The 14,750-nt window shown below is 38.4% G+C and carries 14 protein-coding genes; 8 read left to right on the forward strand and 6 right to left on the reverse strand.

Features of this window, described 5'->3' with window-relative positions; translation table 11 throughout:
• Positions 1-968: M20/M25/M40 family metallo-hydrolase (locus ACIQ6T_RS08115; protein ID WP_395785396.1), on the reverse strand; the 968-nt coding region annotated here is incomplete at its 3' end.
• 164 nt (positions 969-1,132) lie between these two features.
• Here ACIQ6T_RS08115 and pfkA point away from each other — a divergent pair.
• Positions 1,133-2,107: a 6-phosphofructokinase gene (gene pfkA / locus ACIQ6T_RS08120; protein WP_395785397.1), complete on the forward strand. Its 975-nt coding sequence runs from the start codon at positions 1,133-1,135 to the stop codon at positions 2,105-2,107.
• On the opposite strand, the gene ACIQ6T_RS08125 is transcribed toward pfkA, so the two are convergent.
• Complete coding sequence (locus ACIQ6T_RS08125; protein ID WP_395785398.1) at positions 2,104-2,742, reverse strand: YdcF family protein; 639 nt, start codon at positions 2,740-2,742, stop codon at positions 2,104-2,106. The genes pfkA and ACIQ6T_RS08125 overlap by 4 nt on opposite strands.
• A gap of 163 nt (positions 2,743-2,905) precedes the next feature.
• Between ACIQ6T_RS08125 and ACIQ6T_RS08130 the strand changes: the two genes are divergently transcribed.
• A complete protein-coding gene (locus ACIQ6T_RS08130; protein ID WP_395785399.1) occupies positions 2,906-4,300 on the forward strand; it encodes a DUF4369 domain-containing protein in 1,395 nt (464 codons plus the stop codon).
• Here ACIQ6T_RS08130 and ACIQ6T_RS08135 read toward each other — a convergent pair whose 3' ends face one another.
• Positions 4,301-4,825, reverse strand: a complete 525-nt coding sequence (locus tag ACIQ6T_RS08135; RefSeq protein WP_395785400.1) for a septal ring lytic transglycosylase RlpA family protein — start codon at positions 4,823-4,825, stop codon at positions 4,301-4,303.
• 171 nt (positions 4,826-4,996) lie between these two features.
• On the opposite strand from ACIQ6T_RS08135, the gene ACIQ6T_RS08140 reads away from it, so the two are divergent.
• Both ACIQ6T_RS08140 and ychF read left to right on the forward strand, forming a co-directional pair.
• On the forward strand, positions 4,997-5,314 hold the full coding sequence (locus ACIQ6T_RS08140) for a DUF3276 family protein (RefSeq protein ID WP_395785401.1): 318 nt from the start codon (positions 4,997-4,999) through the stop codon (positions 5,312-5,314).
• Between the two features lie 92 nt (positions 5,315-5,406).
• Positions 5,407-6,510 carry a redox-regulated ATPase YchF gene (ychF, locus tag ACIQ6T_RS08145; protein WP_395785402.1) on the forward strand — a complete coding sequence of 368 codons (1,104 nt, stop codon included), beginning with the start codon at positions 5,407-5,409 and terminating at the stop codon, positions 6,508-6,510.
• Here ychF and ACIQ6T_RS08150 read toward each other — a convergent pair.
• From ACIQ6T_RS08150 to ACIQ6T_RS08160, 3 genes are read right to left on the reverse strand one after another with little or no spacing between them, the layout of a single operon-like run.
• The gene (locus ACIQ6T_RS08150; protein ID WP_395785403.1) at positions 6,507-7,748 is read right to left on the reverse strand and encodes a type IX secretion system plug protein domain-containing protein; all 1,242 of its coding nucleotides are present in this window, start codon (positions 7,746-7,748) and stop codon (positions 6,507-6,509) included. The genes ychF and ACIQ6T_RS08150 overlap by 4 nt on opposite strands.
• Before the next feature lies 1 nt (position 7,749).
• Positions 7,750-9,624 carry an ABC-F family ATP-binding cassette domain-containing protein gene (locus ACIQ6T_RS08155; protein WP_395785404.1) on the reverse strand — a complete coding sequence of 625 codons (1,875 nt, stop codon included), beginning with the start codon at positions 9,622-9,624 and terminating at the stop codon, positions 7,750-7,752.
• 37 nt (positions 9,625-9,661) lie between these two features.
• The gene (locus ACIQ6T_RS08160; RefSeq protein ID WP_395785405.1) at positions 9,662-11,221 is read right to left on the reverse strand and encodes an FMN-binding glutamate synthase family protein; all 1,560 of its coding nucleotides are present in this window, start codon (positions 11,219-11,221) and stop codon (positions 9,662-9,664) included.
• A gap of 73 nt (positions 11,222-11,294) precedes the next feature.
• Between ACIQ6T_RS08160 and ACIQ6T_RS08165 the strand changes: the two genes are divergently transcribed.
• The 4 genes from ACIQ6T_RS08165 to ACIQ6T_RS08180 are packed head-to-tail and all read left to right on the forward strand — an operon-like array spanning position 11,295 to position 14,745.
• Positions 11,295-12,374 (forward strand): Ldh family oxidoreductase, encoded by a 1,080-nt coding sequence (locus ACIQ6T_RS08165; protein ID WP_395785406.1) that lies wholly within the window; start codon positions 11,295-11,297, stop codon positions 12,372-12,374.
• Position 12,375: 1 nt separating this feature from the next.
• Positions 12,376-13,410, forward strand: coding sequence for an endolytic transglycosylase MltG (gene mltG / locus ACIQ6T_RS08170; RefSeq protein ID WP_395785407.1), 1,035 nt, complete (start codon positions 12,376-12,378; stop codon positions 13,408-13,410).
• A gap of 1 nt (position 13,411) precedes the next feature.
• On the forward strand, positions 13,412-13,822 hold the full coding sequence (locus ACIQ6T_RS08175; protein WP_395785408.1) for an acyl-CoA thioesterase: 411 nt from the start codon (positions 13,412-13,414) through the stop codon (positions 13,820-13,822).
• A complete protein-coding gene (locus ACIQ6T_RS08180) occupies positions 13,819-14,745 on the forward strand; it encodes a YihY/virulence factor BrkB family protein (RefSeq protein ID WP_395785409.1) in 927 nt (308 codons plus the stop codon). Before ACIQ6T_RS08175 ends, ACIQ6T_RS08180 begins: the two co-directional genes overlap by 4 nt.
• Positions 14,746-14,750 lie beyond the last annotated feature (5 nt).

Raw genomic sequence — 14,750 nt, forward strand, 5'->3', positions numbered from 1 at the left:
GTTGTATGCATGTATTTTAGTGGCAATGAAATCAAGGCTGAAGCGACACCTTCTGTTGCATAGGCAAACGCATCGGTATCCGTTCCAGTGGAGCGTGAAACGGCTTGACGTTGGAAGTCAATGTTGATTTCTTTCGCTACATCAATGATAAAATCACGCACATTATTTTGAACCGCTGGTCCATAGCAGATAACTGGCCCTTTTCCGCACGACATATCACCTTGTATTTTTTTGTTGTACATGGGTGATTGCGTGTCATGTGTCACATCCGTAATAAATGCCAAATCCGGTTTCAAGCGGCGAACAATCATTTCTGCTCCACGTAGGCCAATTTCCTCTTGTACGGAATTAACAACGTATAATGTAAAGGGGAGTTTTATTTTATTTTCTTTTAATTTTTTGGCTACTTGTGCAATCATGTATCCACCAATGCGGTTGTCAAGCGCTCGACCCACTAAATATTTTCCGTTCAACTCGGTGAGCCCATCTTCAAACGTCACTACGGTGCCAACGTGAATACCCATTTCCTCTACTTCTTTCTTATTCGAGGCACCGCAGTCGATGAATATATCATCTATGGTAGGGGCTTTGTCTTTGGCAAGATCACGAACGTGGATGGCAGGCCAACCGAATATGCCTTTTACCACCTTGTCTTTTGTGTGGATATTGGCACGCATCGACGGAGCAATTAGCGCATCTGATCCTCCATTCCGACGTAAAAACAGGTAACCATTATCATCAATGTAATTGACAAACCAAGAAATTTCATCCGCATGTGCTTCGATAACCACCTTATAGGGCTGACCAGGATTGATTACACCCACGGCAGTTCCATAGGTATCAATGATTTTTTCATCGATGTAAGGCTTGATATAATCTAGCCAAATTTCTTGTCCCGAGGATTCAAATCCGGTTGGAGAAGCGTTGTTCAGGTAGGTGTATAAAAATTCGTTGGCTGCTTTTGGCATATATTTTACTTGTTGTTTGAGTGCGCAAATTACGAAACATGTGGTAAAAACTATTTTTGTTTTTCGATTATTTCATTTCAAATTAATCTTGAATTTTATGGTTTAAAGGAGATAAATCGTATTTTTGAAAGTTACAAATAGCCAAAGTCAAAAATAATCTAGTGATGAAAAAAATAGCTGTATTTACATCGGGTGGTGATGCCCCAGGCATGAACGCATGTATTCGAGCAATCGTACGTGGTGCTGCTTATCACGGTGTGGAAGTTTACGGTATTGTGCGCGGTTACAATGGAATGATCAAGGGTGATATTATTCCTCTAAATTCTCAATCGGTAAGTAACATCATTCAGCGTGGGGGAACAATTCTAAAATCAGCACGTTCAAAAGAATTTATGACTTCAGAAGGTCGTCAAAAAGCTTACGATCAGTTAAAGGAAAAAGGAATTGAAGGATTAGTAGCGATTGGAGGAAATGGAACTTTCACGGGAGCTGAGATCTTTTTTAATGAATATAAAATACCAACCGTAGGTGCACCGGGTACAATTGATAATGATTTATACGGTACGGATTATACGATTGGTTTTGATACAGCTGTAAACACAGCTTTAGATGCAATTGATAAAATTAGGGATACGGCAGATTCACATGACCGTGTCTTTTTTATTGAGGTTATGGGACGTGATTCAGGTTATATCGCGGTTCAGTGTGGTATTGCTGGGGGCGCCGAGGCTTTGTTAATTCCAGAAAATTTAACGCCTATAGATGAAGTTGTGACGATACTTAATACGGGTTTTGCCAAGCAAAAATCATCATCTATTGTTATTGTTGCCGAAGGTGATGAAGAAGGAAATGCGCAAGTTGTTGCCAAGAAAATCAAAGAAAAAATGGGTAACATGATTGATATTCGTGTAACTACATTGGGACATATTCAGCGTGGTGGAATCCCAACGGCCTATGATCGTATACTTGCCTCACGCCTTGGACTCGGGGCTTTAGAGGGTTTATTACGTGGAGAAAAGAATGTGATGGCAGGTGTAATTAATAATCAGTTAGTTTATACGCCATTTCATGATACGATTACAAAGAAGAAACCTGTTTCGGAGGATTTGATTCGTATGGTTGAAATTTTATCAACTTAGGCGTATCCGTTAAGCTTATAAATCACTAAGCCAAATACCTCTCTAACCAGTTGGGAAAATCGTGCCAAATGATTATCTGACGGCATTAACCATTCAAGGACACCCATCGGGCTGTCCTTTTTTTTATGATCCACTGGATAAGCCACTGGATTTAAGCCGACTTTTTCAAAGCAAGCTAGCGAACGGCGCATATGCGCTGCGGAGGTAATAAGTAATATGGGTTCTCGCGTTTCACGCAATATCATTTGCGTATACGTTGCATTTTCATGTGTATTTCGGGCTTTTTCTTCTCGAATGATATCTAAGGAATCTACACCCATTGTGATCAGGAATTTGGCAACTTGGGCTGTTTCGCGAATTTCATCCGTACGCAGTCCCTTGATACTAGTGTCACCTCCGGTTATTATTATTTTGGAAATTATGCCTGTTTTGTAAAGCAGGATAGGTTGTAGCATGCGATCTGCAGTTTCACCTACCGGTATTCGTGTCGGGTCTTCTTGGAGAGTTTTGATTATCCCTCCGCCTAAAATTACACCATACGTAAATTTTTGATTGGGTTGTAATATTGTTTGGGGTAGTTCATACCATCGATACAATTGATTGACAAAATAACCATTCGTAAATAAGAGTAACATGCCTAAAGTCAAATAGAGAATTTTTGATTTTTTTTTCCAAATCCCATAGATTAGGCTGATTAAAATCCAACTAATTGGTAAAAGTATAAAATCGATTATTTTCGATAGCGTAAAAAACATTGTAAATTTCGTTTCGTAATAAGTTTCAATTTATTCTAATTATATGAAATTCATCTTATCATGCTGCCTATTTTTCCTTCTTGCTGGAGGTGCTCTCGGTCAAAAAACAGCTACTTATGAGATTAAGGGCACAATTAAAGGTTTAAAAAATGTTGACGTTTATTTGGCGCATTATTTTGGTTCGACCCAACAAGTCATTAAAGATACAGCGCGGGCGAATGAGTTAGGTCAATTTACATTTCAGGGGAAGGAAGAATTAGCCAAAGGATTGTATTTAGTTAGTTTTTCGGGAAACAAATATTTGGATTTAATTATTGGTTCGGATCATTTTAGTTTTGAGACCGATACATTGGATGTGGTTACACATATGAAAGTGATAGGTTCGGAAGAGAATGCGGCGTTTTATATGTTCCAACAAGAAATGTTTAAACAATATCAGACCTTACAAAAGCTTACGGATGCACAGCAAGTAGAGGCGTCTAAAAAACGAATCGTAGCCTACCAAAAGGACTGGATGCTAAAGAATCGATCATTATTTGTATCCAAGTTAATTAATGCCACTTTTGAGCCTGAAATACCTCCCTATAAAAATCCTGTTAAGAACGCAGCGGATAGTGCTTCGTTGTATAAATTTCAATTTTCATTTTACAAAAAACACTATTTTGATAATATCGATTTGAATGACGAACGATTTATTCGTACGCCATTCTTGCAGCGTAAAATCGAGAAATATTTTGAGGACTTGGTTGTGCAAGAATCTGATTCCATTAGCAAAGATACAGATGCATTATTAGCTAAAATAAAGCAAGTTGATGTTCGGAAATATGTCATTTACAAAATTGCTAGTACCTATGAAAACCACAATATTGTAGGTACTGATGGTGCTTTTGTTCACATAGCTGAGAAATATTACATCGGCGAACCTTCATTATGGGATACGACAACAGTTCGTAAAATGAAGGAAAGATTGTTCGTTATTAAACCGTTGATTATTGGTAAAAAGATTCCTGAAATGGTGTTGACTGATCCTGCAGGAAAAAGACTTCTTTTATCCACGGTTCCTAAAAATTATACGGTTGTGTTTATCTATGATCCAGAATGTACACATTGTAAAGAGGAGACTCCTAAATTGCTCCAACAAGAACCTTTTTTTAAAGAAAAGAATATTGGTGTTTTCGCCGCTAGTATTGTGCGTGACAAAACTTTATGGAAGAAGTTTATTGAGGAATTTAAGATTCAATCTTGGTATAATGGAATTGATATTCATTTAAATGCTAAGAGCGGGGTGGAGGAATACTATACAGATTTTAAGAATACGTTTGACGTGTATGCTACTCCGGTCATTTATGTGCTTGATAAATCAAAACGGATTATTGGAAAACGCATTCCTGCGGATAAAATTCAGGATTTCATCAACTTTTATGAGCGAAAAAAATAGTTAATTGATTTTCTTTTTTACGTATTTTTTGTTTCGTATAACCTTTTTTGCCTGATATTTTTTCCGGTATTTTAGGCGGGTTTTCTGGTAAAATTTTGTGCTAAATTTAGGCGTAGTCTCTAATTCCAATGATCGGTAGGGAATCAGCATGAGTTCGTTTTCAAAGCCAACGACTTTTAGTTTAACTTTTGCTAGACCCACTTTTTTTAGATTAATCATTCTAGCCGCAGCCTCTGTTAAATCAATGATTCGTCCTCGCTTGTATGGTCCGCGATCATTAATGCGAACAATCACTGATTTCTTATTATATATATTAGTGACCTCAATAAGTGTATTAAATGGATATATACGATGGGCAGCTGTATATGTATTTCTTTTTAATTTTTCTTGATTAGCGGTTTTTCTAGCGTAAAATTGGTTTGAGTAAAATGAAGCTATACCATAACTTTCTTCGCCGAGTTCTTGCGCAGGTAGCGCATACACGGTGGAAAAAAGCACTAATAAAATCCAATTTATTTTGCTCAATGGGCTTTTAAATAGAGGTCAAAGTTTAGATTTTATTATCGCATTTAAAAACTTTGTACGTAGAACGCTGATTTATACGACTCTAGCAACGATAAATTTTTTCATAAATATTTGAGTGAATCAGATTATATAGTAGATTTACGAATTGTGAAACCAAAATTTTAGTTTAAAGTGGAAGAAAGAGATAGAGAAGAATTATTTTCAAAACGTATCCGGGCTGGTAAAAGAACCTATTTTTTTGATGTTAAGTCAACACGCTCGTTGGATTATTACATTACGATAACAGAAAGTCGTCGGCATCAGAAGGAAGATGGATTTGTATACGAAAAGCACAAGATGTTTTTATACAAAGAAGATTTTGACAAGTTTGTTGAAGGTTTGCATGAGGCAGTTAATCATGTAAAAACGGAGCTTATGCCTGATGTTGATTTTAATTCCTTTAAGCGTGATGAAGATGAATTTGGTAGTACAGATCTTAAGTGGGAATAAGATTTTTCGGTAAATACAAAAAAAGCCTCTGAGTAATCAGGGGCTTTTTGATTTTTAGCCGTACTTTTGTGGCTTCATTTTTTAATTAAATTATGGGATTAACTTGTGGTATTGTTGGTTTACCTAATGTGGGCAAATCTACGTTGTTTAGTGCTATTTCGTCTAATAAAGCTGAGGCAGCGAATTATCCTTTTTGTACGATTGAGCCGAATGTGGGGATTGTTACTGTTCCTGATGAGCGCTTAAATATCTTAGCTGAATTTGTAAAGCCAAATCGGATTTTGCCAACTGTTATTGAATTTACAGATATCGCCGGTTTGGTGAAAGGTGCATCAACAGGTGCAGGTCTTGGTAATAAGTTTTTAGCCAATATCCGTGAGGTAGATGCCATCATTCATGTGGTTCGTTGTTTTGAAGATGAAAATATTATCCACGTAGAGGGGCGTGTTAATCCGATTTCTGATAAGGAAATCATCGACATGGAATTACAGTTGAAGGACCTAGAATCCGTTGACAAAAAAATACAAAAAATTGAACGTGCGGCTAAGAACGGTGATGCGAAAGCGAAGCAAGAGCTTGCTGCGGTCCAACAATTTAAATCGGCTTTAGAAGCAGGGCGTTCGGCAAGAACGGTTGAGATGGATGCTGAATTACGTGAAACAGCCATAGGAGAGTTGTGTTTATTGACTGACAAGCCTGTGATTTATGTAGCGAATGTAGATGAAGATTCAGTAGCCAAAGGTGGAAATGAGCACGTGGAATCATTGCGTGCCAATGTTCAGGCTGAAGGAGCCGAAGTAATCGTTATTTGTGCGGCCTTGGAAGCTCAAATTGCTGAAATGGAAGAGGAAGAAGAACGTGTTATGTTTTTAAATGAATATGGGTTAACGGAGTCAGGTTTAAGTAAGTTGATCCGTAGCTCATATGCCTTATTGAATCTTATTACCTATTTCACGGCTGGTGTACAAGAAGTTCGTGCTTGGACGATACAAAAAGGTTGGAAGGCACCTCAAGCTGCTGGTGTTATTCATACTGATTTTGAACGCGGATTTATACGTGCAGAGGTGATTAAAATGGCCGATTACCAAACATATAAAAGTGAGGCTGCTTGTAAAGAAGCAGGCAAGTTGAGTGTGGAAGGTAAAGATTACATTGTGCACGATGGAGATATCATGCATTTTAGATTCAATGTTTAACGAATTGAGTTGATGCGCTGAAAGCCAATTAACGCGTCGATTCGTGTACCTGGTTTTCTGAAATAAACCAAAATGTCATATTGGTTTTCAGTTTGAGCATAATTCCCTTCCAAGTAATCGGAAGGGTTTTTTGTTTCAAAACGGTAGTTATATATTCCTTGCTTGAGCACTAAGTTAGCCTGATACATACCTGATGTAGGATTGTAGGTCATTTTGTTTGTTGCATTTTTTTGATAATTATTAAAGCCGCCTGTTACATAGACGTCTTCGGGCGCTTGATTATTCGCTTTCAAGTTAAATTGGCAAATGACATAATCTGCGTAGCGCGTGTCATGAACGTTTTCATAATTGCTGATAATGTAATGGCCATTTAAATCCCTTCGTTCTGTGTAGGTATATAATCCTTGTGGAACTTCCACTTGTGTTTTCACGATGGTTTCCGTTTCCTTTTCATCAATGCTAGAAACAAAATTCAATTTCTGTTGCACACTGCGTAAATCAATTAATCGAAATTCATTTCCCGCGAGCACACTATTTTCTTGATTAAAACTCGGGAATCGAATGCTACGATCCATGCTGTTTATCACAGGTTTGGGTAGATTTTTTAAGATGAAATTTGGTTCATTATTTTTGCGAATAAAGACCCGTAAGTCGTCTTCTGACTGAATCATTAAACCATCTGAATACTTGAGGTATAATTGAAGGACCTGGCTAGTTGCCCGGCTTGCATTTGTCTGGCCAAATTGCACGGAAGCAGCTACTTGAATCTCATTTTCTACAATGGAAAAACGTTGCGTAAATACGGTATCTCGTTTATTTCGGTTGGCATATACCTGGGCGATGTAATTTCCAGAAATACGTACTTTGGGTAACGCAATGTGATAGTTCAAATATGGAACTTTTGTACCCATAGATGATTTAGCGTCTCGCAATGGGATGTCATTAAAATCTTGTAAATACTCAATTTCCGATAGGGAAGAAGGCGTCCAATCGGACTGGCATGATATAATTCGCAAATAATACGTATTCGTTTTTAACGACAAATCATCAAAGGAAAGAAACCAAGCGTCTTGTTGGCGTAAATCAATGACCGGTTGGCTTTGAATATATTGTTGAGGATCTACATTGCCAACAAATACCGTTTTGATATTTTCGCGGTGGATGGTGCTTTTAATTTGTGCTATGGCCACTGGCATAGACAAAATTAAGATACCGAAAATGATTCCTATGCGTTTCATTTTATCCAATAAGCAATTCCCAAGCAGTGGTTGTTTCGTCTAATTTTAACTGCACTTCAGTTCGATTAAGCTCCATTTTTTTCAATTCGTCAAATTTCGATGCTTGAGCTAAAGCGGCCATATCATGTTCAATAGTTTCTAATTCATTCTCCAAGGTCATGATTTGAGCCTCAAGCTTTTCGATTTCCTTTTCGGTTGATTTAGACTTAGTGATATGCTCAACGGGAGCTAACTCGGGTTTCGGTTTTTCCTTTGTTTTTGAAGATGGAACTTCTTCGTTTGTCCGCGAAGCCATCCAAGTTTCATATTCATCAAATGTACCAGGATACTCTTTCACCTCATTATCTTCGATATACCAGATTTTGTTAGCAATGTTAGAAACAAAATAACGGTCGTGTGATACGACTACATAGGTTCCCTCATATTGTTGCAAGGCTTGAATCAATATATTAACCGATTGCATGTCCAAGTGGTTAGTTGGCTCATCCAGCAATAAAAAGTTGGCCTCCGAAATAAGTACTTTAGCCAATGCAACCCGTGATTTTTCGCCTCCAGATAAGACTTTAATCTTCTTGAATACTTCCTCCCCAGAAAACAAGAAACATCCTAGTACGCTACGCAATTCCATTTCGGTTTTGGTCGTACCTGTAGATTTTAGTTCCTCCAATAAGGTATTTTCAACTGATAAACTTTCTAATTGGTGCTGCGCAAAAAACGACTCAATCACATTATGCCCAATTCGTCTTTCTCCTTCAATTTGTTCCGTACCAGAAATCACACGTAATAGGGTAGACTTACCTTTACCGTTGGCACCAATTAAAGCGATTTTGTCACCACGATTAATAGTTGCAGATGTATTTTTCAAAATTACTTTCTCGCCATATGCTTTAGTAACATGTTCCAAGAATAAAATAAATCGACCTGGCTGAGTTCCAAAGTTGAATTTAAAATTCACTTTAGCCTTTTCATCAATTACATCATCAATAATATCGATACGATCCAGCGCCTTAACACGCGATTGAACTTGCTTTGCTTTCGAAGCTTTTGCTTTAAATCTTTCTATAAAGCGTTCAGTTTGTCGAATTTGGGCTTGTTGGTTTTCAAACGCACCCTTCTGAACCTCATTTCTAAGCGTTTTTTCTTCTGTATAAAACGAATAATTTCCAGGATATAAGGTGATTTTGGCGCCTGATACTTCCGCAATGTGATCAATTGTACGATCCAGGAAATAGCGATCGTGTGAAACGACTACAATTGAGCCCTCATAATCATGTATGTATTTTTCTACCCATTCGATGGAAGGTAAGTCCAAGTGGTTGGTAGGCTCATCGAGTAATAACAAGGATGGTTTCTGTAGTAATAATTTGGCTAGCATAACGCGCATGCGCCAACCACCGGAGAATAAACGCAAAGGTTGACTCAAATCTGCTGTTGTGAAACCGAGACCTTCCAGTATTTCTTCCGTTTTGGATTGTATCGTGTAACCGTCTAAACGTTCGAATTCTTCTTGAAGTTTAGCGAGCTGGTCTACATCCTTGTCTTCATAATTTGTTTCCATTTTATGAAGTACTTTGTCAATTAACTTCTGAAGTTCCAATTGGCGTTCAAACGCCTGCATCGCAACCTCTAATATGCTATCGTCTGTTTGATAGGATAATAAATCTTGATTTAAAAAACCAATAGTACACTCCCCTGATTTGGATATATTTCCACCATCGGGCGAGTATTCGCCAGATATTAACCGTAAAAGGGTGGATTTACCTGTACCATTGGCTCCAATTAAGCCAATTTTAGCTCTTGGTTTAATGTGAAGATTTGCACCATCATAAAGTGCACGACTACCGAAATAGAAACTTAGATTGGATATTGATAACATGGGTGCAAAGATAATCGTTTATATCCAATCAATCAGCCTAGGGACTTAAACGATTTCGTGCTTCTTTGCCGCCTAAATAGGGACATTCAAATAGTGTATTGAAATTTTCAAATACAAGCGCCGTTTTGTGGTACCCGAGTGCTTTCGCTAATGTCGTTGTTCGATTATTATCTCCCATAGATAATTCGATATCATCCATCGTCATTTGGCAAGGATGCTCATATCCGCAAGCATGGGCGATATCCGCAATTTCCTTAACCAATGTATGGTGATATTGATTGAAGCGTTCACTTTTTAAAGTGATATCAATGCCGCTTTGCAACCATTTGCTTGATGTTGCAATACCAGTTGGACACGTATTTGTATGGCACTTTTGTGCTTGAATACAGCCAATAGACAGCATGGCTTCTCTTGCTATATTAATCGAATCAGCTCCCATAGCAAAAGCCATTAAAGCCTTTTCTGGAAAACCAAGTTTACCGGAAGCGATAAAAAAGATTTTATCGGCCAATTCATGGCGTTGGAATATCTGGTACACTTTCGCAAATGCAAACGTAAATGGCATGGACACGTGATCAGCAAATGCATGTGGTGCAGCACCTGTTCCTCCTTCTCCGCCATCGATTGTAATGAAATCTGGTCCTTGATTGTGCTTTTTCATGTAGGTGGCTAATTCCTCCCACTGTTCAAGCTTTCCGATGGCTGATTTAATGCCAACGGGCAAACCGGTGGCTTTGGCCATGCGTTCGATAAAGTTGACTAATTCAGGTATACTTTTAAATTCTGAGTGAAATGCAGGTGAGAAGGCGTCTTTTCCTGCCTCAATTCCCCTAATGTTAGCGATTTCTTGATTTACTTTTGAGGCAGGTAACATTCCTCCTTTTCCAGGTTTAGCGCCTTGTGATAGTTTAAGTTCAATCGCTTTTAATTGTGGATTTTCTTTTGCTTTTTGGATTAGTTTATCCATCGAAAATGAACCGTCTAATTCACGCACACCAAAATAGGCCGTTCCAATATTAAGTACGATATCAGCCCCCATTTGGTGATAAGGGGAAAGCGATCCCTCGCCTGTATTATGAAAGCAACCAGCAATCTTGGCACCTATATTCAATGATTCAATCGCTTTAGCTGATAATGATCCAAAACTCATACCCGAAATATTAACAATGGAATATGGACGGTATGGTTTTTCTCGTTTGTGATAAAGGCCGATTACCTTATTTGCTGGTACTGCGCCAGGATTTTTTCGTGATAAATGATCTGCAGGGGCGTTGTAGCCCATCATCGCATTTTTGATAAAGATGTAACCGGGTGAATTGAAATCCTGATCAGAACCAAAACCCTGCAAATTATTTTCTTTTTTGGACGAAGCGTAAATCCAAGACCTTTCTTGGCGATTAAAGGGAAGTTCCTCGCGATTATTAGCAACAATGTACTGCCTTAATTCAGGACCAATTTTCTCTAGCCAAAACCTTAAATGACCTACCAGGGGAAAATTGTGTGAGATGGTATGTTTTTTCTGAATAAATACATCTCGAATAATAACTACTACTAGGATACAAACAATCCAGAACCAAATTGAATTTATGATTGTCATTTGTTGATGATTTTGAACAAAATTGCATAATTTTTCCCAATTCTTATTTTTATCTTTGTCGTTTATTTTATCTATGCAAGCAGATTTTTATCAGTTAAAGCAATTTGTCATTTCCGTCTTTACTTCCATTGGTTGTTCTGAAGCAGATGCTGAATTAGCCGCCGATGTATTAGTGTCTGCGGATGCTCGAGGAATTGATTCCCATGGGGTAGCTCGCTTAGCTGGATATGTTCGATTATTCGATCATGGCCGACTAAATACCAAACCAAACATTAAGATTCTTCATGAATCACCTTCAACCATCTTGTTAGACGGTGATCGTGGTTTAGGATTAGTTGTTGCGCCCAAAGCAATGGAAATAGCTTGTGAGAAGGCTGCTTTGGCAGGCACTGGCTGGGTTGCCGTTCAAAATTCGAATCATTTTGGGATTGCTGGGTATCATGCGATGAAGGCGGTGCCCCAACAAATGATTGGTTGGGCCATGACGCATGCAGCCCCTTTAGTTACGCCTACGTTTTCAAAAGAAAAATTGTTGGGAACCAATCCAATTGCGGTAGCGATTCCTGCAAAGGAAGAACCTGCGTTTTTGGCCGACTTTGCATCTACGGCTGTGGCTTACGGAAAATTAGAGATACTCCAACGAAAAGGTTTAGATACACCTGATGGTTGGGTTCAAGATAAAGATGGCAATCCATCTAATGATGCATTTGCAATTAAAAATGGAGGCGCTTTGCTTCCCTTAGGTGGTGATCGGGAACATGGATCGCATAAAGGATATGGTTTAGGTGCTGTTGTTGATATCTTATCGGGTGTTTTGTCAGGAGCAAATTTTGGACCTTGGGTTCCCCCATTTGCCACGGCCGGATTTATGCAAGCTGGTGAAACCGTGGGCAAAGGAACGGGACATTTTTTAGGGGCAATGCGTGTGGATGCTTTTCGTCCTACGGAACATTTTTTACACGATATGGATATGTGGATTCGTCGGTTTAGGAATGCAGAAGCCGTTGAAGGCAAGCAAGTATTAATCCCAGGAGATCCAGAAAGATTATTAGAAATTGAGCGTAAACGAGATGGTATTCCATTGGTACAACCCGTTGTAGCAGATTTGTCGGCCTTAGCCTCTCGCTTTCATTTAGACTTTAAATTAGATTAATATGGTGCCTAATAAACGAATCAAAATTTTCATTTTGGGTTTATCCTTGTTTTCAGCCATGTTTTCATACTATGTATGGCAAGTGTTCAAGACACCTAATTTTAATGTCACGGGTAAAAAAGACTTTGCTCTCTTAATTCCTGCAGGTTCTGATTTTGCAACGGTATTGGATACGTTAAAGAAGCATGACATGGTACGGGACCAATTGAGTTTTCGTTTTTTAGCTAAGGTGATGGGTGTAGCTTCGCGGGTTCGTCCGGGTCGTTACCTTATTTCAAGTGAAACGGGAAATTTCGAGTTGCTACGAAAAATGCGTAACGGGAAGCAAGATGCCATTAAAGTCGTGATAAATAATTTGAGGTTGAAAGAGGATATTGCAGGGAAGTTAGGTCGCCAACTGAGATTTGATTCAACGTATATCTATCGCATGTTGGATTCCAATGAGATTGTTTCTGCCTATGGTTATACCAAAGAAACGATTCCATGCTTATTTATTCCCGATACATATGAAGTGTTTTGGACATCGTCATTTGATGCTTTGATGAAAAAGATGCAACAGGCGAATAATCGTTTTTGGACGGATAATCGCATTAAGCAAGCAGCTAACCTAAATTTAACACCAGTTCAAGCAGGAATTTTAGCTTCCATTGTTTATGGTGAAAGTAAAGAATCTAGTGAGCAAGCACGCATTGCTGGCGTTTATTGGAATCGATTCCGTACAGGAATGCCGCTTCAAGCTGACCCAACGATTGTTTTTGCTTGGAAGGACTTTACCATTAAGCGTGTGACGGGTAAGTACACGGTAGTTAATTCACCTTACAATACGTATCGAAACATTGGTTTGCCTCCGGGTCCGATATCCATCCCACCGCGTGATGTAATTGACAAAGTCCTGAATTTGGAGAAACATAGCTACCTCTATTTTTGTGCGAAGGAGGATTTTTCGGGTATGCATAATTTTGCAGTCACCTACGAAGAGCATTTGGTGAATGCCGCTAAATATCAATCGGCCTTAGATGGTTTAAAAATTCATTAATATGTATGCACATGCCATTAAATACCGTGTTTGTTATGCGGATACGGACCAAATGGGCTACGTATATTACGGGAATTATGCGCGTTTATATGAAATTGCGCGGGTTGAAACTTTGCGCAGTTTAGGAGTAAGTTATCGCGATTTAGAGAATAATGGGATCGGGTTGCCCGTTATTGAGCATTACACTAAATTTCATGCCCCTGGTTTATATGATGATGAATTAACCGTTATTTGTCAAGTTGAAGAATTGCCTGCCGCGCGTATTAAATTTAGTTATCGCATTAAGAATGAGGCAGGAGAGTTGATAAACGAGGGAAATACGACCCTTGTTTTTATGACGCTGGCTAGCAAAAAGGTGATTAAAGCACCCGAGTTTGTGTTAAATGCCTTGCGTCCTTACTTTGAATTATGAGGAAGAATTTCATCAAAGAACTTAAGTTGATTTGGCGTGAGTATGAAGAGCATTATGTGCTCGTTCGTGTGATTTCTATTTTGTATCAAAAGATTTTTCAATTTGACATTGACGTTCGTGCGGCTGCGGTTGCGTACAACTTTACATTGGCTGTTTTTCCAACAATCATTTTTTTATTCAGTTTGTTGCCCTATATGCCCATTGATCATCTTGATTATAAGATGATTTCCTTTATCAAGGCTACTGTGCCTAAGAATTTGCAAGCTGATTTAACGGAGTTAATTACGGAGATTGTGAATAAAAAAAGGGGAGGAGTTCTTTCGTTTGGATTCTTTTTCGCCTTGTTTGCTTCCACTAGTGGTATAATGGCCTTAATTCGTTCGTTTAATTTGACCTATAAGACGAATGACAATCGAGGTTTTCTAAAGGAGCGTGCTGTCGCAGTTGGCCTTAATTTTTTGTTAACCTTTGTGTTGATCACATCTTTTGTGGTCTTTATCATTGGTAACTTCATCGTGAAGTATCTCGCTAAGGAAGGTATTTTAGAGTATAATTTCACGTTTTACCTGACGAAGGTGTTGACGTATTTGATTATATTTTCAGTCTTCTTTTTTACGATATCAATCATTTATTATTATGCTCCAGCGATTCATAAGCGGTGGAAGTTTTTCAATGCTGGTTCGATCACAGCCTCTATTTTGACAATTTTGATTACCAATGTATTCTCTTATTATTTGGTCAATTTTGCTACGTATCATAAAATTTATGGGTCGATTGGTTCGCTGATAGCCTTAATGGTTTGGTTATATTTTATCTCACTTATTTTGATTGTGGGCTTTGAAATTAATGCCAGTATTGATCAAGTGAAGACTGAGGAACAAGACGAGGTGGATTCTAAGGACGACTTCTTTGTAAATTATTAATGAGG

The organism is Aquirufa sp., assembly GCF_044377215.1.
In the GTDB taxonomy this organism is placed as follows: Bacteria; Bacteroidota; Bacteroidia; order Cytophagales; family Spirosomataceae; genus Aquirufa.

Excerpts from the sequence above, each read along its gene's own strand:
- pfkA (WP_395785397.1), top strand. The coding sequence starts at position 1,133 with ATGAAAAAAATAGCTGTATTTACATCGGGTGGTGATGCCCCAGGCATG.
- ACIQ6T_RS08130 (WP_395785399.1), top strand. The coding sequence starts at position 2,906 with ATGAAATTCATCTTATCATGCTGCCTATTTTTCCTTCTTGCTGGAGGT.
- mltG (WP_395785407.1), top strand. The coding sequence starts at position 12,376 with ATGGTGCCTAATAAACGAATCAAAATTTTCATTTTGGGTTTATCCTTG.
- ACIQ6T_RS08155 (WP_395785404.1), bottom strand. The coding sequence starts at position 9,624 with ATGTTATCAATATCCAATCTAAGTTTCTATTTCGGTAGTCGTGCACTT.
- ACIQ6T_RS08165 (WP_395785406.1), top strand. The coding sequence starts at position 11,295 with ATGCAAGCAGATTTTTATCAGTTAAAGCAATTTGTCATTTCCGTCTTT.
- ACIQ6T_RS08160 (WP_395785405.1), bottom strand. The coding sequence starts at position 11,221 with ATGACAATCATAAATTCAATTTGGTTCTGGATTGTTTGTATCCTAGTA.
- ACIQ6T_RS08125 (WP_395785398.1), bottom strand. The coding sequence starts at position 2,742 with ATGTTACTCTTATTTACGAATGGTTATTTTGTCAATCAATTGTATCGA.
- ACIQ6T_RS08180 (WP_395785409.1), top strand. The coding sequence starts at position 13,819 with ATGAGGAAGAATTTCATCAAAGAACTTAAGTTGATTTGGCGTGAGTAT.
- ychF (WP_395785402.1), top strand. The coding sequence starts at position 5,407 with ATGGGATTAACTTGTGGTATTGTTGGTTTACCTAATGTGGGCAAATCT.
- ACIQ6T_RS08175 (WP_395785408.1), top strand. The coding sequence starts at position 13,412 with ATGTATGCACATGCCATTAAATACCGTGTTTGTTATGCGGATACGGAC.
- ACIQ6T_RS08150 (WP_395785403.1), bottom strand. The coding sequence starts at position 7,748 with ATGAAACGCATAGGAATCATTTTCGGTATCTTAATTTTGTCTATGCCA.